Consider the following 19,841-nt stretch of genomic DNA (forward strand, 5'->3'; position numbering starts at 1 on the left):
GGTCCGATCAGGCGGGTGTCGGGGTTCGGCTGGTCGTGATCGGGCTCAGGGGCAGGGTGAGGACGAAGGCCGCGCCCGGTTCGCCGGGGGACGGGGTGGTGCAGCCGAGGTCGCCGCCGTGGGCGCGGGCGAAGCCGCGGGCGATGGCGAGACCGAGGCCGGAGCCGCCCGAGCGGCGGTCGCGGGCCTCGTCGAGGCGCGTCAGGCGGTCGAAGATGCGTTCGCGGTCGGGGTAGGCGACGCCGGGGCCGTTGTCCTTCACGGTGAGCATGGCGCGGCCCGCGAACACGCCGACGTGCAGCCTGACCTTGCCCTGCGGACCGGTGGCCTGGCGGGCGTTGTCCGACAGGTTGACCAGGATCTGCGCCAGCCGCTGCGGGTCGCCCAGCACGGTCACCGGGATGCCCTCGGCCTCGATGTCGAGGTCGGCGGCGAGCAGCCTGCTGCGCGACACCTCCGCCTCGGCCAGCGCGAGCAGGTCCACCCGTTCCAACTGGAGTTCCAGGCCCGCGTCGATGCGGGCCAGCGCCAGCAGGTCGTCGACCAGGCGCCCGGCGCGGCGGGACTCGCGCACGAGCAGCAGGTTCATCCGGTCGCGCTCCTCGGCCCCCGCCTCGTCGAGACCGGTCTGCATCAGCGCTTCGGCGATGGCCTGCACGCCCGCCAGCGGTGTCCGCAGCTCGTGCGCGGCGTCGGCGACGAACCGCTTCGTGCGCTCCTCGGACGCCCGCGCGGTCGTCTCGGCGCCCTCCAGCGAGTCCAGCATGTCGTCGAACGCCGCCGCGGTCCGCCCCAGCTCGTTGTTGGTGCGCAACGGGTTCAGCCTGCGGCCGCGGTCGCCGCCGCTGATCGAGCGGGCGAGCGTGGTCATCGCGTCCAGCGGCGCCAGCGCCCGCTGCACCACGAACACCAGCGCGCCCGCCGTGACCGCCAGCGCGCCGAGCCCGACGGCCACCAGCAGGTTCCGCAACCGGATCTGGGCCGCGGACAGCACCGACGTGTCGCCGTAGAACGTCATCGTCGCCCCGTCCGGCAGGGCGCGGACGACGGACTTGAACCGGTCGTCGTCATCGGGACGGGTGCCGAACGTCGTGCCGTCCTGCATCGTCAGCAGCACCTGCACACCGCGGCCGTCGACCTTGTGCACCAGCGCGTTGCCCGAGATCTTCTGCGTCTTCACCAGCTGCTGCGCGGTCCGCGCCCGGTCCAGCAGGACGGTCTCGACGTCGCGGCTCGACTGCGACGCGAACAGCGCGTCGACGACGAACACCAGCGTCACCATCACGCCGAACAGCACGATCACCACCGACAGGGTGACCCGCCGGCGCAGGGAGACCGTGTGCAGCCTGCTCACGGTTCGTCGGCCCGCAGCACGTAACCCAGGCCGCGCACGGTGTGCAGCAGCCTGGGGCCGTTCTCCTCGAGCTTGCGACGCAGCGCGCTCACGTGCACCTCGACCAGGTTCGGGTCGTAGTCCTCGTAGCCCCACACGGCCGTGAGGATCTGGGTCTTGCCGACGACGCGGCCCCGCTGCGCCGCCAGGTAGCGGAGCAGCCGCAGTTCCGTCGCCGTCAGGTCGACCGGTTCGGAACCGCGCAGCACCACACCGGAGTCGGCGTCCACCACGAGGTCGCCGATCTGCACGGTCGACGGCGTACGACCCAGCCTACGCAGCACCGCGCTCACCCTGGCCACGAGTTCGGCCAGCACGAAGGGCTTCACCAGGTAGTCGTCCGCGCCCCGGTCCAGCCCCCGCAGCCGGTCGGCCACGCCGTCGCGCGCCGTCAGCATCACCACCCCGGCCCCGCTCGACCGCCGCACGACCTCCAGCAGCGCGAACCCGTCCCGCCCCGGCAGCATCACGTCCAGCACCACCAGGTCCGGCCGGAACCGCCCGAGGTCGTTCTCCAGCTCACGACCGTCCGGTCGCACCTGCACCTGGTACCCGGCGTCGCGCAGCGCGGACCCCACGGCGGCGCCGATGGCCTCGGCGTCCTCGATGACCAGCACCCTGGCGGCAGTAGACACCCGCCCATTCTGGGGCCACGCGGCGTGAGCGGCCCACCGCCTCCAGCTTCCGCTCAGTTGATCATCAATCCACGGGCGGGGTTACCAGGCACCGGCCGGTCTGCGACGATCCTCCGCGTGGCGGTCAGACGGAGCCCGGTGACGTGGGGTCTGGTCCTGCTGGTGATCGCACTGGTGGGTCTCGGAACAGCGGTCGCCCTGTGGTGGCCGCTCATCGGCATGGGCACCACGACCCTGCAACGCGCCTCCGCGACGGTGACCCGGCCTGCTTCGTGCGGCGCAGGCGGGAGTGCGCTGGACGAGGTCGAGGTGAAGGTCGACGACCAGGTGCGGAAGGCCAAGCTGGACGGGTGCGGGCATCGGCAGGCTGAGGTCGTCGAGGTGCTGCTGCCGGTGGACACGTCGGGGGAGTTGACGGTGCAGACCGCTGGGGCGGTGTCCGATGCGGTGCCGTTGGGGGCGAGGTTGACGACGTTGATGTTGTGTTTGAGCGGATTGGCCGGGGGGTTTTACGCGTATTTGATCAGGAGGCCGGTTTTGGGGTTGCGGGGGGCTTTTTCGGGGATTTCTTGAGGATTGAATGCCGTTGTGTCCCGGACATCCCCCGCCACTCCCAGGGGGGCTGGCCCTTTGGCCAGTTTACCGGGGGTGGGGGTGTGGTGGGGTGATGTGGATCTTGCCTGTGGATGGGTGGGGTGGGTGTGGATAACTCGGGGTCTTGGTGTGGGTTGGGGTTTGGGCGGCTTTACCCGGTCGCCGAGTGTTCTATGCTCACCCCATCTTGTCAAGGCGGGAAAGATGCCTTGACAAGATGGGGTGAGCATAGAGATGGCTTTGGATCGGGTGCAGGGGTAGGTCTGGCTGCGCCGGCATCAGGCTTCGCCTGACTCGGGCATCGGGCTCCGCCCGACAGGGCCTGGCTTTGGGCTTTGGTCCTTGGGTATCCGACGCTCCGCGACGGACAAGGCATCCGAGCTTCGCCGGACCAAGCATCCGAGCTTCGCCGGATCAAGAATCGGCTGTGCCGACGAGGCATCCGGGCTGCGCCGGACGAGGCCTGGTGGGGGCTGTCAGCTGACCTGGTCGGCTGGTGCGGCGTAGGTGTTGCAGGTGGCGGTGCTGTTGGACTCGTAGCCGTTCGACGCCCAGATCCCCTGGTTGGCGGGGCTGCCGTGGGCGTTCTTGTCGGGGGCTTCCTCCATCGCGTACTGGAAGTCCTCCTCGGCGCGGTTGGCGAGTTCGGAGTTGATGGAGCCCTTGCCGCCCGCCGCGCGGAGGAACATGCCCGCGAAGCAGTTCGCCTGGAGTTCGATGCGGCGGGACATCTCGAGGCCCGCCGGGGTCTTCTCGCCGGCGTTGACGATCTTCAGGTCGGCTGCCCTGAGGATGCCGGTCATGGCCTGGACGTGGTGGCCGTACTCGTGGGCGAGGGTGGCGAGGTGGGTGGCGGGGCGGTCGCCGCCGCCGTTCTCGCGGAGCCTGCCGGTGGGCATGTAGATCATGCGGTTGCGGCCGCAGTAGTAGGCGACGGCGTCTTCGGAGGCCGGCGCGGCGCCGCACGGGCCGTTCGCGAGTTCGGGGGAGGCGTCGAGTTGGGGTGGTTCGAACGGGAGGTTTTCAGCCTTGAGGACGGGGCCCCAGGCCTGGTCGAGGCACAGGACGCCTGCGGTGTAGTAGGCGGCCAGCTGGTCGTCGGTGGTGCCGAACTTGGGCAGGTCGCAGGTGAGTTCGGGCAGTGGAACGGCCTTGACCAGCAGTGGGTGGTCTTCGAGGCGTTGGACGGCGCGAGGGCGGGCGGGTTCGGTGCCGGTCGGTTTGGTGAGGGCCAGAGGGGCGGCGACGGGCCTGCCGGGGACCGGGGTGGGGTTGTCCATGCGGCTGATCAGGGCCAGGCCGAGTACGGAGCAGACGACCATGGTGAGGACGCCGACCAGCATGACGGGGTTGTTCCTGGACTTGGGCGAGCGCCTGGCCTGGGTGGGCACGACCACGTCGGGGGTCGGGTCCGGGTCCAGGTCGGAGGTGTCCAGGACGCCCGCGAACACGATGGTCTCGGCGTCGTCGAACGGGCGCTCGGGCGCGCTCGGGGGCTCGGTGGGCAGGGGCTCGGCGGGCCATCCGACCGCGTCGGCGTCGTCGGGCGCCTGGACCGGGCGCACGATCGCGGTGCCGTCCGGAGCGGGGGCCAGGACGTCCTCGACAGCCGGAACGTCCTCGACCGGTGGCACGATCGCGGTCGCGTCCTCCACAGCCGGGACGTCCCCGACCGGTCGCACGACGACGGTGGCGTCGGCGGAGGCCTCGAACACCCGGACCGGTCGCACGACGACCGTGGCGTCGGCGGAAGCCTCGAACACGCGCACCGGCCGCACGACCACCGTCGCATCGGCGGCGGCCGGAACCGGCTCGGCGGACACGTCCACCGGCCGCACGTCCACCGGCTTCACGACCACGGTCGCGTCGGCACTCTCCACGACACCCTGACCAGCGTCGATCCCGCCTGCGGAACCGTCCGCACCAGCCGCCGAATCCCCCGACACCGCACCCGCGGCGTCCACCGGCTCCTCAGCGACCAAAACCCGCCCCCGTCACATCCCCGCGACCAACAGCCCCGACACCGTACGTCCCCGGTCGCCCGAGTGGTGCGGACACGCCCTTGCAATCGGTTCAGCCGACGCTTTCGGCGTCCGACACCCACGTGTTGCACGCGCTGGTCTGGTTGGTCGTGAAGCCGCGGTTGACCCAGGCGGCGTTGCGCTCGGGGGCCCCGTGGTCGCGGTTGGGGTATATCGGGTAGTCACCCCTGGTGCTCGCGTCCCGCAGCGCCACGTCGATCACGTCGCCGGGGATGGCGCCGTGCGAGAGGGGTGCGAGGGACATGCCGCCGAAGCAGGTGGCCTGGAGCTCCTTGCGCCGGTTGAGGTCGAGGCCCGCCGGGGTGTCCCAGCCGCCCTTGTCGTACTGGGCCTCCCCGGAGGCGCGCAGGACGCCGGACAGCCACTGGATGTGGTGGCCGTACTCGTGGGCGAGCTGCCCGAGGTACTTGCCGGGGTGGTTCGGGTTGTTCGTGCCCTGCTCACCGGCGTAGTAGTTCGCGGTCCAGTAGATCGTCCCGTCGCAGTACATGGCGGTCCGGTCCGGGCCCATCGAGCCGCACGGGTTGGTGATCGTCGTGGTGACGATGACCAGCTCGACCGGCTGGTAGGGCAGGTTGGTCTTGGTGAACGACGGCTTCCACATCGCCTCGACGCACGGCAGCGCGGCCCGCAGGAAGACCTCCTGGCCCGAGGGCGAGTAGTCCATGCCGGGCAGCGGGCAGCCGTCGATGTCGAACGCGCCGAGGCCCGCGTTGTGGATCGGGTTGTCACCGAGCTTGATGACCGCCTTCGGCCCGGCGGACTTGGACGAGGTGGCCGACGGGGCGGAACGGCTGGTGGAGGCGCGCGGGCTGGTCGTCGTCGCGGCGGTGGTCGTGGTCGTCGTGGGGGCGGTGTAGCTGTAGGTCGAGTAGCCGGAGTAGCCCGAGTCGCTGGCCCGCTTCGGCGTGCCGGTGGCCGCGACGACCCCGATGATCGCGATCCCGAGGATGGCCACCGCGAACAGGACGCCCGCGACGAGCGGGCCGTTGTTCCTGCGGGGCGGGGGGTAGGCGCCGTACTGGGGAGGACCCCACTGCTGCGGCGGGGGGAACGGCTGCTGCTGTCGCTGCGGGTAGAAGGGCTGCTGTTGACCCCAGGGGGCGGCGACCGGCGGAGGCATGACCGGGCGGGGCGGCGGCATCGGCGGCATCCCCCGCGGGGGCTGCGGCTGGTTGTGCCACGGCGGGGGCGGCGGCCCCTGGCCCGCGACCGGCTGCTGGGGGTGCAATGGCGCAGGCACGGGCGGAGGCCCGACCGGTCGCGGTGGCGGCCAGCCACCCGGCGGTGGTGGTTGCGTCATTGGTCGAGTTTCCCCCGTTATCGCTTCTACCCGAATCAGCACAAGAGCATAGGCGGACTCCGCTATTGTCCGCGGCCGTGTTGAAAAACTGGGGAATGGCGATCATGGGCGCGATCGCGCTGTGCGGTTTTGCGGGACCGGCGTTCGCCCAGCCCAGCCAGCAGCCGCTCCCCGGTGCCGTGGGCACCGATGTGCGGCTCAAGTTGGAACGCGACGGCAAGGTGACCGTCACCGAGGTGGTGACCGTGCCCGAGGGCAGGTCGGTCCACCGTTCCGTGCCCCTGCGGATCGCCGTCGGCGACAACCGCGACCGGGTGTTCGAGATCAATGACGCCTCCGTCGAGGGCTCGGGCTCGGCGTCCGCGAACGCCGAGGAGTTCACCGTCTCGTTGAACTCCGGCACCTCCACTGTGCACTACGTGCTGACGGGCGCGGTCGCTCAAATCGGCGATGCTTTGGAGTTGCGCTGGCAACCGGCGAGCGGCTGGGACACCACCCTCGACTCGGTCTCCATCTCGGTCATCTCACCCGACGCACCCCGTTCGGTGACCTGCCTGGCGGGTCCTCCTGGCACTTCTTCGCCATGCACGACGTCCGAACTCGGCGACGGCCGCGGCGTGCGCGCGAAGGAGATCTCGCTGGCCGCGGGCGACCGGGTCGACATCGCGATCGGCCTCCAGGACGGCGCCGCGCCCGCGAACGCCGTGGTCGTGGAGAGCGGCGGACTGGCCGCCGCGTTCGCGCTCACCCCGGCCAGCGCGCTCGGCCTCGCGATCCTGGTGGTCGCGCTGGTCGGCGGGTTCACGCTGCTCTGGTTCCTGCGCGGCCGCGACGCCCGCGCGCTGGCCGCCGACGTCGGCCCGGTCGACGTGCTGGTCGCGGGCTCCGACGGCGGTGTCGCGTTCGCCTCGCCGGACGGCGTGCTGCCCGGCCAGGTCGGCACGGTGGTCGACGAGCACGTCGACGTGGTGGACGTGACCGCGACCGTGATCGACCTCGCCGTGCGCAACTACCTGTGGATCTCCGAGGTCGGCTCCGACGGCGGGGTGCTGGACTGGCGGCTGGTCCGGCGCAACCCGCTCGACGACTCGCTGTCGGGCTACGAGCGGGCCGTCTGCGAGGTGCTGCTGCCCGAGGGCACCGACGCGGTCCTGCTGTCGGAGTTGCGCTCCCGCCGGATCGACCTGGCCGAGGTGCGCGACCGCCTCTACACCGACGTCGTCGACAAGAACTGGTTCACCCGCCGCCCGGACTCCGTCCGCGGCCGCTGGTACCTCTACGGGATCGCGCTGGCCGTAGCAGGCGTCGCCCTCACCGTCGGGCTGGCCCTGAGCGGCGGCGCCGCGCTGCTCGGCCTGGTCGTCGTGGTCGCGGGCCTCGCCCTCACGTTCGGCGCCCGCTCGATGCCCGCCCGCACCAAGCGGGGCAGCGCGCTGCTCGAACACGTCCGCGGCCTGCGCGGCTACCTGCACTCGGTCTCGCCCGACGACATCCCCGAGGCCGACCGCGAGATGGTCTTCTCCCGGTCGCTGCCCTACGCCGTGGTCCTCGGCGCCACCGACCGCTGGCTCGGCACGTTCGCCCCGCTGAAGTCGGGCGCGGGCGGCACGCCGGGGCTGTACTGGTTCGGCGAGGCCGAGAGCAGCGCCGACCTCGGCCGGTTCGCCCGGCACTTCCCGGCGTTCCTCGGCGCGCTCGACGGCGTGCTCGCCCAGGCGGGGCACCTCCGATCGCTCCGGGGCCAGAAGCCGTAGGCTGCTTTCATGGCGCTACCCGAACTGCACAGGTTCACGCTTCCCAACGGACTGCGGGTGGTGCTCGCCCCCGATACGAGTGCCCCGGTGGTCGGCGTGAGCGTGCACTACGACGTCGGCTTCCGGTCCGAGCCCGAAGGGCGCACCGGCTTCGCGCACCTGTTCGAACACCTGATGTTCCAGGGCAGCGAAAGCCTCGAGAAGCTCGCCCACTTCCGGCACGTGCAGTCCTCGGGCGGCACGTTCAACGGGTCGACGCACCCCGACTACACCGACTACTACGAGGTGCTGCCCTCGGCGGCACTGGAGCGCGCGCTGTTCCTCGAGGCGGACCGGATGCGCGCCCCGAAGATCACCCAGGAGAACCTCAACAACCAGATCGACGTGGTGAAGGAGGAGATCCGCCTCAACGTGCTGAACAGGCCGTACGGCGGGTTCCCCTGGATCCTGCTGCCGCCGGTGCTGTTCAAGACCTTCCCGAACGCCCACAACGGCTACGGCGACTTCACCGACCTGGAGAACGCGACCGTCGAGGACTGCGCGGCCTTCTTCGACACCTACTACGCGCCGGGCAACGCCGTGCTGACCGTCGCGGGCGACTTCACCGTCGAGAACGCGACCGAGCTGGTCGGCAAGCACTTCGGCGACGTGCCCGCGCGCACCGTGCCGGAGCGCCCGTCGTTCGCCGAGGACGCCCCCAAGGGCGAGATCCGCTCCGAGCACACCGACGCGCACGCCCCGTTCCCCGCGGTCGCCATCGGCTACCGCGTCCCCGACCCGGTGACCGAACTGGACGCCTACCTGGCCTACCTGGTGCTGGCGGGCGTGCTGACCGACGGCGACGGCTCCCGCCTCCAGCAGCGGCTGGTGCACCGCGACGCGATCGTCACGGACATCAACGCCGGCTGCGGCCTCTTCGGACCGCTCGAGGCGCGCGACCCGGACAGCTTCACGATCACCGCGATCCACGCGCCGGACGTGCCGGTCGAGCGGGTCATCGCGGCGCTGGACGAGGAGCTCCAGCTCCTGGCCGAGCAGCCGCCGACGGCCGAGGAACTGGCCAAGGTCACCGCGCGCTGGGCGTCCACCATGCACCGCGAGCACGACCGGCTGACCAACCGCACCCTGGGCCTCGGCTCCGCGGAGCTGCTGTTCGGCCGCGCCGAGCTGATCCACGAGCTGCCCGAGCGCATCGCCGCGGTGACCGTCGACGAGGTCTCCGCCGCCGCGAAGGCGCTCCGCCCCGACTCGCGCGCCGTCCTCATCGTCAACCCCGCGAACGCCGGAGGTACCGAGTGACCACCCAGACTCCGACGCTCGACTCTGCGAGCAAGTCTTCGGCAAAGCCCCGCAGTGCCGAAGAGATCGGCCGCACGGAGCAGGGGCCCCGTCCACTCCCGGAGCTGAGCGAGCAGCGCGCGCCCGCCGACCTGTCCACGGTCGACACGACGATCTCCAACGGCCTGCGGGTGATCGCGGTCCGCCGCGCGTCCGTGCCGATGGTCGAGGTCCGGCTGCGCGTCCCGTTCGCCGACCCGGCGACCTCCAGCACCGGTTCGCAGCACTCGGCGCGGGGCGAGGTGCTGGCGAACACCATCCTCACCGGCACCGCGACCCGCGACCGGATCGCGATCGACACCGAGCTGGCGCTGGTCGGCTCGGAACTCGACGCGGTCGTCGACCCCGAACGCCTGAGCATCTCCGGCAGCGTCCTGGCCGCGGGCCTGGGCACCGTGCTCGACGTCGTCCGCGACGTGCTGACCGGCGCCACCTACCCGGCCGACGAGGTGGACCGCGAACGCGACCGCCTGGTGGAGCGGATCGCGCTGGCCAGGTCGCAGCCGAACGTGATCGCCCGTGAAGCCCTCCAGAAGCACCTCTACGGCGACCACCCGTTCGCCAAGGAGATGCCGGAGGCCGACGAGGTCGCGCGGGTGTCCCGCGAGGACGTCGTCGCGCTGCACGCCAGGGCAGTGCTGCCCAAGGGGTCCGTGCTCGTGCTGGTCGGCGACATCGACCCGGACACCATCGTCGGGACGGTCGAGTCCGTGCTCGGCTCGTGGACCGGCGAGGGCACCGCGGTCACGATCGGCCCGCTGCCCGAGGTCAAGCCGGGGAACGTCGTGCTGGTGCACCGCCCCGGCGCCGTGCAGTCGCAGATCCGGCTGGCGGCCCGCGCGCTGGAGCGCACCGACCCGCGGTACCCGGCGCTCCAGCTCGCGAACCTGGTCTACGGCGGCTTCTTCTCCTCCCGCCTCGTGGAGAACATCCGCGAGGACAAGGGCTACACCTACAGCGCCCGCTCGCACCCGGAGTTCACCCCGCACGGCGCCACCCTGATGATCGACGCGGACACCGCGAGCGACGTCACGGCGGCGGCGCTGCTGGAGACCCGCTACGAGCTGGCCCGCCTCGGCCTGGTCCCGCCGTCCGAGGACGAGGTGGAGGTCGCCCGCCGGTACGCCATCGGCTCGCTGCTGACCGCGACCTCGTCGCAGGGCGGCCTGGCCTCGTTCCTGGTGAGCCTCGCCGGTCTGGGCCTGGACCTCGACTGGTTCGTGGCGCACCCCGAGCGGCTGGAGAAGGTCACCGTCGAGGAGGTCGCCGCCGCCGCGCTGGAGTTCTTCGCCCCCACCGCGTTCACCGGCGTGCTCGTCGGCGACGCGGAGAAGCTGGCCCCGCAGCTCAAGGCGCTGGGCGGTGTGGAGCTGCCGTGACCCACCCGTTCGAACTGGCGGGTCCGCCCGCTCTCTCCCGGTTCACCGTGGACCGGCGGGAGCCGCTGCGGGCGGACCTGGAGCGGCTGGCCTCGCTGTGGCCGAAGTCCCGCGTGCTGGTCGTCGACAAGCGCGGCCGCACCATGGTGGCGGACAGGGGTTCCCGGCTGGTCGACCGGCCCGCGCTCGAGTTCGGCGACGACCCGCCGTCCGACGCCGTCCTGCTCGGCGAGCAGGACGGCGTGGCGTTCTGGGGCGTGCCGCTGGACGGCGACGAGACCGAGGTCCAGGTCAGTCCGGCCAGGGCGTGGCAGTTCCCGGAGCTGACCGACGAACCGCAGCTGCTGGACCTGCGGGCCGTCGGCGCGCTGCTGGACGACACCGGCGCCGGCCTGCTGACCTCGGCGGTGGCGGCCTTCGCGTGGCACCGCAACGCCAAGTTCTGCGCCCGCTGCGGCTCCCCGACCGAGTCGGTCAAGTCCGGCTGGGCCCGCGTCTGCACGGAGTGCTCGCACGAGGAGTACCCGCGCACCGACGCGGCCGTCATCTGCCTGGTCCACGACGGCGTCGGCACCAACGGCGAGAACGTGCTGCTGGCCAGGGGAACGGGCTGGCCGCAAGGCCGCTACTCGGTCCTCGCTGGCTTCGTCGAGGCGGGCGAGTCGCTGGAAGCGTGCGTCGCACGGGAGATCGCGGAGGAGGTCGGCGTCAACGCCACCGCCATCCGCTACCTCGGCAGCCAGCCGTGGCCGTTCCCGCGCTCGCTGATGGTCGGCTTCACCGCCGTCGCGGACCCCTCGGAACCACTGGTGCCCGCGGACGGCGAGATCGCCGAGGCCAAGTGGGTCAGCCGCGAGCTGGTCCGCCAGGCGCTCGCCGAGCCGGGCAGCGTCGAGGACCTGCTGCTGGCCCCCGGAGCGTCGATCGCCTACCGGATGATCTCCTCCTGGGCCGAGGCTTCCTGAGCTCTAGGTGCGGTGGCCGCCTCGCGGTCACCGCACCGCCGCTCGCAGCATGGTGTCCCAGGGCAGCCCGCGCACGAACTCGGCGTAGGTGTGCCAGGTGATCTCCGGCAGGGCGGCCCGCAGCGCGGGCAGGTCGACGTCCATGCCGGGCTCGGTGAAGTAGCGGAACATCGCCGCCAGGTCGGGTGAGTACCGCTCGACCACGTCCAGCGGCGGCCTGCGGTGCCGGATCGGCTCGCCGATCGCCGCGCTCAACGCCTCCGCCATCCCCTCCGGGGTGAGGGCCTCGCCCGCCAGGTCCAGGCGAACCCCGGCGAACCTGTCCGGCTGGTCCAGCGCGAGCACCGCCACGGCCGCGATGTCGGCCACGGTGATCAGGTGCAGCGGCAGGTCCGACGGCAGCGGCAGCCCCAGCACGCCCTCGCGCAACCCGCTCAGCGACCACTCGCCGAACTTGTCGTCGACGAACGCGGCGGGCCCCAGGACCGTCCACCGCACTCCGCTGCCCCGCAGGTGCTCCTCGATCCGCTGCTTGCTGTCGAAGTGCGGGATGCCCGTGCCCCGGTCGGCGTTCGCGGCCGAGGTGAACACCACGTGCCCGACGTCGCGCGCCGCGTCGACGAGCGCGATCCCTTGCCGCACTTCGGTTTCCACGTCCGTCCCGAACGGCGTCGACACCGCGAACACCGAAGTCGCACCGTCCACGGCGGCCTTGAGCGACGCCGGGTCGTCGAAGTCACCACCGACCACCTCGGCGCCCGCCGCGCGCAGCCGTTCGGCGGCAGGGCTGTCGGGACGACGGGTGAGCGCGCGGACGCGGTCACCCCGGTCGAGGAGCAGACGGGCGACGGCACCACCCTGGGCGCCGGTGGCACCCGTGATCAACGTTGTCATGCGCAAAGTTTGACGCTGAAAATATCCCGGTGTCAAACGAATTGCTAGGCTGGCGTGGTGGACGAGCCGAGTGACGCCCTGCTGGCCTGGCTGTACGCGCACCAGGGGGTGGAGGCCGCGCAGGCGGCGATGAGCGAACGCATGGAGGCCGTCGCCGGCTGCTCGCTGCTGGAGCACTCGGCGCTGTACCGGCTGAAGATGAACGGCGGCAGACTCCGCATGCTCGACCTCTCGGACTACCTGTCGGTGAGCCCCAGCGGGGGGACCAGGCTGGTCGAACGCCTGGTGAAGCGCGGCTGGGTCGCCCGCGAGCAGTCGGCGGACAACCGACGGCTCGTGTTCGCCGTGCTGACCGCAGAGGGTAGGCGGGTGCTGGAGCAGACCACGGCCGCCGCCTACCGGGACACGGTCGCCGCCGCGTTCTCGGACCACCTGAACGACCGCGACGTGGCCGACCTCAAACGGATCGGACGCAAACTCCTCGAAGCCCACAACCGCTGGGACGCCCAACGCTTCGCCGCCGACTGACGCGGCGACCGCTGACCCCTGTCGGCGGGGTCCTAGGTCGCGAACGACTCGATGTGGTCGATCATCGAATCCAGCGCCGCCTCCAGTGCGGCGGTGTCGCGGCGGATCTGGGTCAGCAGCAGGCCACCCTGCAAGGCGGTCAGCGTGGCGAGTGCCAGCCGATCCGGGTCGGCGTCGGGACGGAGGTCGCCCCGGTCGCGCATGGCGTGCAGCCCGGCGCGGATGCTCCCCTCCCATCGGGTGTACCCGGTCGCGACGGCCTGCCGCGCCTCGTCGTCCACGTCGGCCAGTTCGCTGCCGAGCGATCCGATGGGGCATCCGCCGCGGCAGTCGTAGCCCCGCTGGAGCGCGACCAGGAAGTCCCGCCACGCCCGCAGCGCCTCCAGGCTGTCCAGGGTGGACAGCAGGGGTTCCTGGGCGGTCAGCACGGCCTCGGTCTGGTGCGCGATGACGGCCAGCACGAGCGTCCGCTTGTCGCTGAAGTAGTGGTAGATCTGCGAGGTGCTGACGCCCGCCGCGGCGCGCACGTCGTCGGTGCTGGTCCCCGCGACCCCGCGCTCGAACATCAGTTCCGACGCGGTGGCGACGATCCGGTCGCGGGTCGCCCGCCCCTTCCGCGTCAGCCGCACCTCGGTCATGCCGAAGACCCTACGCCCATTTCTGGAGTTGACACTCCAAAAGTTCGCCGACAGAGTGGAGTAATCACTCCAAAACGATGAAGGGGTAGCCCGTGACAAGCACCAAGTCCACGATCGCCGAGCAGGTCGGTGCCCTCCAGGCGACCCTGCCCACCCGGCTCCCGGCCGGGGTCTTGACCGCCTTCGCCGCCGAACAGGCGGCTTTCGCCGCGTTGGGGGCACCCGCCGAAGCCGTCGGACCGGGTGTCGCGATGCCGGACGGAGCCCTGCTCGACGTCCACGGCGAACCGACCACGCTCGACCACGCCAGGGGAGGCGGGCCCGCGGTCGTGGTCTTCTACCGGGGCGCCTGGTGCCCGTACTGCAACCTGGCCCTGCGCACCTACCAGGACCAGCTCGTGCCCGAACTGGCGGAACGCGGGGTCGGGCTGATCGCCGTCAACCCGCAGAAGCCCGACGGATCGCTGTCGATGGCCGAGGCCAACGACCTCACCTTCACGGTGCTGTCCGACCCCGGCAACGGGATCGCCGCCGCGCTCGGCATCCTCAGCCCGCGCCGCGACCCCGCGGTCCGGGACGCGGCGCTCTCGCTCGGCGTCGACGTGGCCGCGGGCAACGGCGACGGCACCGACGCGCTGCCGATGCCGACCGCGGTCGTCGTGGACGCGGGCGGTGTGATCCGCTGGATCGACGTCCACCCCGACTACACCACGCGCAGCGAACCGCGGGCGATCCTCGACGCCGTGGCGGCTCTTTGACGCGGTGGAAGGCGGAGGGGGTGCGAGGCCCGCTTGCCTCGCACCCCCTCCGCGTCTTTCGCCCCCTACCCCCGATAAGCCGCCAACGTCCGCGTGAACTCCCAAGCCTGCTGCGACACCCCGGAACACGTGTCGTCGTTCGGGTAACCCCCGGCACACGGCCGATCCCGGTTGCTCGACCAGAACGTCAACCGCGCGATGTGCTTCTCCTGCGCGTACGCCAGGATCGTCCGGAAGTCGGCCACCGTGACCGTCTCCCCGACGTCCGTGATCCCGTTCATCGACGAGATCCCCGTGTTCCGGTAAGCCTGGTCGTCGGTGTACCCGTAGGCGCTCTTGACCACGTTCTTCAGGCCTTCCGCGGCCTGCTTGGTCAGGTTGCCCATGTTCTGCCCGTTGCCGCCGAAGTCGAACGGCATGATCGCCCACGCGGTGATGCTCAGCCCCGACGATGCCGCCCGCCGGATGAGCCCGCTGTCCGGGCCGCTGATGTTCGTCCCGATCGTCACGTACAGCGCGATGCCGGGGTTGTTGGCCTTGACGACCTTCAGCGCGTCCACCGTCCGCTGCTGCACCGTCGGGTTGTCGTAGGCCGCGGCCTCCAGGTCGATGTCGATCGCCTTCAACCCGTAGGCGTTGATCACCTTCTGGTAGGCCGCCGCCAGTTCGGAGACCGACCCGCAGGACGACTCCAGCTTGTTCCCGTTGGCCCCGCCGAAGGAGACGACCACGTCCCCACCCGCCGCGCGGATGGAGTTGATCATCGTCTGGTCCGGGCTGCCGGTCAGCGGCCTCCCGCTGTCCCACTGGGGGTTGCAGTAGCCGTTGGACAGCATGAACGCCATCGTGAACCACTTGACGCCGGTCGCGGACATGACCGACTGGGCGTTCGGCGGGTTGCCCCACCCGTTGTAGATGTAGGGCGCCACGGCCATCGTCGGGTCACCGGTGGGCGGCGGGGTCGTGCCGCCGCCCGAGGGCACGGTCCACTTCTGGTTCGCGCCGCCGCCGCACGCCCAGATCTGGATCAGGGCGCCGTTGGCGGAGCTGTTGCCGGTGACGTCGAGGCACTTGCCCGTCGCCGGGTTGACGACGTCCTTGGCCGCGTTGGCCTTCCACTGCTTGTTCGCGCTCGCCGAGCAGTCCCAGATCTGGAGCTTGGCCCCGTCGGCGGTGCCGTTGTCCTTGATGTCCAGGCACTTGCCGAGCGCCCGCAGCGTGCCGTCGCTCTCGACGGTCCACTGCTGCGCCGCGGATCCGTTGCAGTCGTAGAGCTGCACGGCCGTCCCGTTGGCGCTGCTCGCCGCGGCGACGTCCAGGCACTTGCCCGCCAGGCCGGTGATCGGCCCGACCGGTCCGGCGGCGTCGGCCGACGGGACCGCGATCAGGAACAGCGGCGCGACGACGGCCGCGATGATCGCCAGGGTGCGCTTCACGCGGTGACCGTCCACTTCTGGTTGGTGGCACCGGTGCAGGCCCAGATCTGGACCAGGGTGCCGTTGGCGGAGGAGTTGCCGGTCGCGTCGAGGCACTTGTTCAGCGTCGGGTTGACGATGTCCTTGCCCGCCGTGGCGGTCCACTTCTGGTTGTTGCCGCCCGCGCAGTCCCAGATCTGGAGCTTCGTCCCGTCGGCGGTGCCGTTGTCCTTGATGTCCAGGCACTTGCCCAGCGCGCGCAGCGTGCCGTCGGTGCCTGCGGTCCACTTCTGGGCGGTGCTGCCGTTGCAGTCGTAGAGCTGGACGGCGGTGCCGTTCGTGCTGCTGGCACCCGCGATGTCCAGGCACTTGCCGCCGAGGCCGGTGATGGTGCCGCCGGTCGGGGTGGGCGTGCCGCCCTGCGTGCCGTTCCAGGTGAACGTGGCCGACGTCCGCGCGGGCAGGCTGTAGTTGAACGAGGAGCCGCCCCAGTTCACCTTGACGTTCTGGGTGCTGCCGGTCGTGTTGTACGCGATCAGCGCCTTGGAGCCGTCGGTGTTGCGCCACGCGACGTTCTTCACCGACGCGTTGTCCGAGGATTCGATGCGCTGCGCGCCCGGCTTCACGAACTTGGTCAGGTGGCCCATCGTGTAGTACTCGACGGTGTAGTCGACCTGGCCGCGCCGGGAGTCGTTGTTGTGCACGGTGATGAAGCCGGTGCACGTGCCGCAGCCGCCGTTGTGCGGGTTCATCTGCTCGTCGAGCGCGAGGCTCCACTTCACGACCGAGCTGCCCCAGTTGCGGGTGTAGTCGATGATGTTGGCCATGTCCTCGCGGTGCTGGTCGGTGATCCAGGTGCCGCCGGAGTGCTCGGTGTCGAACGCCTTGACGTTCGGGAACTCGTTGTGCGCCGTGGTCTGCGCCGAGACGTCACCGACGTAGCCGTGCCACGCGATGCCGCCGAACAGCGGGTCGTTCACGATCGCCGGGTCCTGGAGCTGCGGCTTCACCCACGTGTTGTAGCCGTCCCAGTTCCAGTCGTAGATCAGCACCTTGGTGTTGATCCCGGCCGCCCGGAACGCCGGGTAGATGCCGTTCTTGGTGAAGTTGATCAGGCCGGCGGTGTTCCACTGCATCGACGGGTAGCCCGCGCAGCAGCCCGGCTCGTTCTGCGGCGTCACGTAGTCGATCGGGATGCCCCGCGACTGGTAGGCCTGCACGTACTTCGCGAAGTACTGGCCGTAGGTGGCGTAGTACTCCGCCTTCAGCCAGCCCTGCCGCATGGAGTTGTTGTCCTTCATCCACGCGGGCGCGCTCCACGGCGACGCCATCACGCGCAGCGCCGGGTTCAGCTCCTTGGCCCGCTTGGTCAGCGGCAGGACGTCGGCCAGGTCGTGGTCGATCTTGAAGTCGTTGACGTCGCAGCAGGTGTCGTCGTAGGAGTAGTCGAACCGCGCGAGGTCCGTGGACGCCATCGGGTTGCGGGTCATCGACAGCCCGATGCCGTTGACCGGGTCGAACAGCTTCTTCATCGTGTCCTCGCGCGTGGCCGCGCTGAGGATGCCGCTGCTGTTCATGAGCCAGGCGGCGGAGTCGGTGAACGACGCGCCACCGCCCTCGAACGTCTGGTAGCGGGTGTTCTCGTTGACGTTGATCGTCTGGCCACCGGTGCCCGTGCCCGCCGCGAACGCCACCGGCGTCTGCTGCTGGAGTCCCCGCGTGACCTCCGTCCCGCGGTTCGCGCTGTTGGTGGTGGTGAGCCAGACGTTGACTTGTTCGCCCGCGGCCTGCGCGGGTGCGTTCGGCGCGGCCACTGCGGCGGTTGCCAGCAGTGCCGCGCCGAGCGCGGAGAGTAGTGACCTTCGAGGCGAGGACTTCGGCATGGCAGGGTTCCTCGTTCCGTGCGGCAAGCAGCTGTCAGGGTCAGCTGGGCGTGGCGTCGACCTCGCGTCACCGGGTTCTCGTGCCGGCTGGCATAGTCGGGGTGTCCGGCATCACGCCTTATTTCAAGATGTGATTTAACCCATGCGACCTTGGGGCGTCAAGGCTTGGCAAAGGGGAGTGACAGTGCAGCGGAGCAAGCGGACGATGCGCGATCTGAGGACGAGCAACCGCGCCCGCGTGTTGCGACGGCTGTACTTCGACGGCCAGTTCAGCCGCCACGAACTCGCCGGGGCGACCGGCCTCAGCCAGGCGTCGGTCAGCAACGTCGTCGGTGAACTCGTCGAGGACCAGGTGGTCGTCGAAGCGGGCCTCGTCGGCTCCGACGGCGGCAGGCCCCGCGTCCTGCTGCGCGTCAACCCGGACAACGCCTGCGTGGTCGGCGTCGACGTGGGGGAGACCCACGTGCTCGTCGAGGTCTTCGACCTCACCCTCCGCAGGCTCGCGATGAGCACGTTCCAGATGGAGTCCATCGCCAACCGCGGCGAGGCCGTCGTCGAACGCGTCCTCACCGGCCTCGCCCAGTGCATCGAGGACAGCGGCGTCGACCCCAGCAGACTGCTGGGAGTGGGAGTAGGCGTCCCCGGCCTGGTCGAGCGCGGCTCGGAACTGCTGGTCCACGCCCAAACCGTCGGCTGGAACGGCGTCCCGCTCGAACGAATGCTCCGCGCAGGCACCGATTTGCCGCTCTTCATCGACAACGGCGCCAACACCCTCGGCCAGGCGGAGATGTGGTTCGGCGCAGGCCGCGGCGCCCGCAACGCTGTTATTGCTCTGGTCGGCTCCGGCGTAGGCGCCAGCGTCATCGCCGACGGCGTCCCCTACCGCGGCGCCTCGGGCGGTGCCGGCGAATGGGGCCACACCACCCTCGCCCTCGACGGCAGACCCTGCCGCTGCGGTGCCAACGGCTGCCTCGAGGCCTACATCGGCGCCAAGGGCGTCCTCACCCGCTACCGCGAACTCGCAGGCCTCCCCGGCGACGTCGTCGACGAGGAAGTCGCACTGCGCGAACTACTCGCCGAAGACTCCTCCGCCGCCCGCGAAGTCCTCAACGAAACCGCCCGCTACGCAGGCGCCGGCATCGGCAACCTCATCAACCTCTTCAACCCCGAACGAGTCATACTGGGCGGCTGGGCAGGCCTGCTACTGGGCAGCCAACTACTCCCCGCCATCCGCGAGGTAGCCGCCAAACACGCCCTCCACCACCCCTACCAGCAAGCAAAGATCAAACTCTGCGAACTGGGCACCGAATCCGTCGCCATGGGCGCGGCAACCCTCCCAGTCGCAGAATTCCTAGGCGCCGGCGGCGTCCGCTCCCCAGCCCTCATGCGCCCCACCGGCTAACCCCACCTCTTGGTCCGCGCAGCTCGGATGCCTGACCGAAGCGAAGCCAGGTGCCTTGTCCGACGCGCAGCGAGGATGCCCTGTCGGGCGCAGCCCGATGCTGGGTTCGGCGCAGCCGAATGCTGGCGCAGCCAGACCTACCCCTGCACCCCGATCCGAAGCCATCTCTAGGCTTGACGGAGCTTGTCAAGGCATCTTTCCCGCCTTGACAAGGTTCGCCAAGCCTAGAACACTCGGCGACCGGGGTGAAGGCATGTACACCACAACCCAAGGTGACATTTCAAGCCTTCAACCCGGCCACCCTCCACACCTCAGCCTCCGCCGCCGGCCCCTCAGGCATCCCCACCCCAAAAGCCAACGCCACCGCCCGCACCACAACCCTCCGCACCACCACATCCTCCAACTCCGACGGCCACCCCCACCCCGGCCCCGCCAGCACCACCTTCAACACCCGATCCGCCACCCCGACCACCCCCGCGAGCTGATCCCCAGGAATCCCCTCATACCTCCTGACCTGCGCCAACCACTGTGACCTCCACCCCATCTGCCCCGCGGGCTCCTCCACGCCCCGCCCATGCACCCCCTCCAACACCTCCACCAACGACACCCCCTCCCGCCGCAAGTGCTCGTCCAGCTTCACCAACGACACCTGCCGCCGCCCCGGAAACCCCACCGGCTTGTGCAACACCACGCTCAACGCCGCAGCGGTCTCCTCATCCCCCACCTGAAAACTGAAAGCCGACCTCCCGGCCTCCATCGTCTCCACCGCCACCCGCCAGAACTCCACCAACCCTGGGTCCTCGCACACAGCCCTCAAACCCTCATCCACACCCACACCTCCAGTGACCGAGCAGTAACCGAGCAGTGATCGAGCAGTGATCAGGCAGCGGCAGAGCAGTAACCGAACAAATACCCCAAGC

The 19,841-nt window shown here is 70.5% G+C and carries 17 protein-coding genes; 8 read left to right on the top strand and 9 right to left on the bottom strand.

Translation table 11 applies throughout. The features are described from left to right. Positions 1-7: 7 nt before the first annotated feature. Together RM788_RS30365 and RM788_RS30370 are read right to left on the bottom strand one after the other, a co-directional pair. The gene (locus RM788_RS30365) at positions 8-1,354 is read right to left on the bottom strand and encodes a sensor histidine kinase (RefSeq protein ID WP_315921411.1); all 1,347 of its coding nucleotides are present in this window, start codon (positions 1,352-1,354) and stop codon (positions 8-10) included. Beyond that, positions 1,351-2,028: a response regulator transcription factor gene (locus RM788_RS30370; RefSeq protein ID WP_315921413.1), complete on the bottom strand. Its 678-nt coding sequence runs from the start codon at positions 2,026-2,028 to the stop codon at positions 1,351-1,353. Before RM788_RS30370 ends, RM788_RS30365 begins: the two co-directional genes overlap by 4 nt. 117 nt (positions 2,029-2,145) lie before the next feature. Here RM788_RS30370 and RM788_RS30375 point away from each other — a divergent pair, with 117 nt between their 5' ends. Beyond that, positions 2,146-2,601 carry a hypothetical protein gene (locus RM788_RS30375; protein WP_315921415.1) on the top strand — a complete coding sequence of 152 codons (456 nt, stop codon included), beginning with the start codon at positions 2,146-2,148 and terminating at the stop codon, positions 2,599-2,601. Positions 2,602-3,098: 497 nt separating this feature from the next. Here RM788_RS30375 and RM788_RS30380 read toward each other — a convergent pair whose 3' ends face one another. Both RM788_RS30380 and RM788_RS30385 read right to left on the bottom strand, forming a co-directional pair. Next, positions 3,099-4,586: a neutral zinc metallopeptidase gene (locus RM788_RS30380; RefSeq protein ID WP_315921417.1), complete on the bottom strand. Its 1,488-nt coding sequence runs from the start codon at positions 4,584-4,586 to the stop codon at positions 3,099-3,101. 109 nt (positions 4,587-4,695) lie between these two features. Further along, positions 4,696-5,907, bottom strand: a complete 1,212-nt coding sequence (locus RM788_RS30385; RefSeq protein ID WP_315921419.1) for a neutral zinc metallopeptidase — start codon at positions 5,905-5,907, stop codon at positions 4,696-4,698. Between the two features lie 137 nt (positions 5,908-6,044). Here RM788_RS30385 and RM788_RS30390 point away from each other — a divergent pair, with 137 nt between their 5' ends. The 4 genes from RM788_RS30390 to nudC are packed head-to-tail and all read left to right on the top strand — an operon-like array spanning position 6,045 to position 11,403. Next, entirely contained in the window at positions 6,045-7,721 is a 1,677-nt protein-coding gene (locus RM788_RS30390) for a DUF2207 domain-containing protein (RefSeq protein ID WP_315921421.1), read from the top strand. A 9-nt stretch (positions 7,722-7,730) separates the two neighbouring features. After that, on the top strand, positions 7,731-9,020 hold the full coding sequence (locus RM788_RS30395; protein ID WP_315921424.1) for a M16 family metallopeptidase: 1,290 nt from the start codon (positions 7,731-7,733) through the stop codon (positions 9,018-9,020). After that, on the top strand, positions 9,017-10,438 hold the full coding sequence (locus RM788_RS30400) for a M16 family metallopeptidase (protein WP_315921426.1): 1,422 nt from the start codon (positions 9,017-9,019) through the stop codon (positions 10,436-10,438). The genes RM788_RS30395 and RM788_RS30400 overlap by 4 nt, the downstream gene beginning before the upstream one ends. Beyond that, positions 10,435-11,403, top strand: a complete 969-nt coding sequence (nudC, locus tag RM788_RS30405; protein ID WP_315921428.1) for an NAD(+) diphosphatase — start codon at positions 10,435-10,437, stop codon at positions 11,401-11,403. Before RM788_RS30400 ends, nudC begins: the two co-directional genes overlap by 4 nt. A 27-nt stretch (positions 11,404-11,430) precedes the next feature. On the opposite strand, the gene RM788_RS30410 is transcribed toward nudC, so the two are convergent. After that, positions 11,431-12,297 (bottom strand): NmrA/HSCARG family protein, encoded by an 867-nt coding sequence (locus RM788_RS30410; protein WP_315921430.1) that lies wholly within the window; start codon positions 12,295-12,297, stop codon positions 11,431-11,433. A gap of 57 nt (positions 12,298-12,354) precedes the next feature. On the opposite strand from RM788_RS30410, the gene RM788_RS30415 reads away from it, so the two are divergent. Further along, on the top strand, positions 12,355-12,825 hold the full coding sequence (locus RM788_RS30415; protein ID WP_315921432.1) for a MarR family winged helix-turn-helix transcriptional regulator: 471 nt from the start codon (positions 12,355-12,357) through the stop codon (positions 12,823-12,825). 32 nt (positions 12,826-12,857) lie between these two features. Here the strand turns inward: RM788_RS30415 and RM788_RS30420 are convergent, their stop codons facing one another. Further along, on the bottom strand, positions 12,858-13,463 hold the full coding sequence (locus RM788_RS30420; protein WP_315921434.1) for a TetR/AcrR family transcriptional regulator: 606 nt from the start codon (positions 13,461-13,463) through the stop codon (positions 12,858-12,860). A gap of 92 nt (positions 13,464-13,555) precedes the next feature. Between RM788_RS30420 and RM788_RS30425 the strand changes: the two genes are divergently transcribed. Then, positions 13,556-14,221 (top strand): peroxiredoxin-like family protein, encoded by a 666-nt coding sequence (locus tag RM788_RS30425; RefSeq protein WP_315921436.1) that lies wholly within the window; start codon positions 13,556-13,558, stop codon positions 14,219-14,221. A gap of 65 nt (positions 14,222-14,286) precedes the next feature. Here the strand turns inward: RM788_RS30425 and RM788_RS30430 are convergent, their stop codons facing one another. Both RM788_RS30430 and RM788_RS30435 read right to left on the bottom strand, forming a co-directional pair. Then, positions 14,287-15,657, bottom strand: a complete 1,371-nt coding sequence (locus RM788_RS30430; RefSeq protein ID WP_315921438.1) for an RICIN domain-containing protein — start codon at positions 15,655-15,657, stop codon at positions 14,287-14,289. Next, positions 15,654-17,519 (bottom strand): ricin-type beta-trefoil lectin domain protein, encoded by a 1,866-nt coding sequence (locus RM788_RS30435; protein ID WP_315921440.1) that lies wholly within the window; start codon positions 17,517-17,519, stop codon positions 15,654-15,656. Before RM788_RS30435 ends, RM788_RS30430 begins: the two co-directional genes overlap by 4 nt. 142 nt (positions 17,520-17,661) lie before the next feature. Here RM788_RS30435 and RM788_RS30440 point away from each other — a divergent pair, with 142 nt between their 5' ends. Continuing rightward, on the top strand, positions 17,662-18,921 hold the full coding sequence (locus RM788_RS30440; protein ID WP_399340530.1) for an ROK family transcriptional regulator: 1,260 nt from the start codon (positions 17,662-17,664) through the stop codon (positions 18,919-18,921). Positions 18,922-19,201: 280 nt separating this feature from the next. On the opposite strand, the gene RM788_RS30445 is transcribed toward RM788_RS30440, so the two are convergent. Continuing rightward, positions 19,202-19,750, bottom strand: a complete 549-nt coding sequence (locus RM788_RS30445) for a hypothetical protein (RefSeq protein ID WP_315921444.1) — start codon at positions 19,748-19,750, stop codon at positions 19,202-19,204. Between the last annotated feature and the right edge of the window lie 91 nt (positions 19,751-19,841).

The sequence above is a fragment of the Umezawaea sp. Da 62-37 genome (genome assembly GCF_032460545.1).
GTDB lineage: Bacteria > Actinomycetota > Actinomycetes > Mycobacteriales > Pseudonocardiaceae > Umezawaea.

What these genes read in the sequence shown, in the direction of transcription:
- RM788_RS30410 (WP_315921430.1), bottom strand. Translation starts at nt 12,297, where the DNA reads ATGACAACGTTGATCACGGGTGCCACCGGCGCCCAGGGTGGTGCCGTC.
- RM788_RS30435 (WP_315921440.1), bottom strand. Translation starts at nt 17,519, where the DNA reads ATGCCGAAGTCCTCGCCTCGAAGGTCACTACTCTCCGCGCTCGGCGCG.
- RM788_RS30420 (WP_315921434.1), bottom strand. Translation starts at nt 13,463, where the DNA reads ATGACCGAGGTGCGGCTGACGCGGAAGGGGCGGGCGACCCGCGACCGG.
- RM788_RS30395 (WP_315921424.1), top strand. Translation starts at nt 7,731, where the DNA reads ATGGCGCTACCCGAACTGCACAGGTTCACGCTTCCCAACGGACTGCGG.
- RM788_RS30440 (WP_399340530.1), top strand. Translation starts at nt 17,662, where the DNA reads ATGCGACCTTGGGGCGTCAAGGCTTGGCAAAGGGGAGTGACAGTGCAG.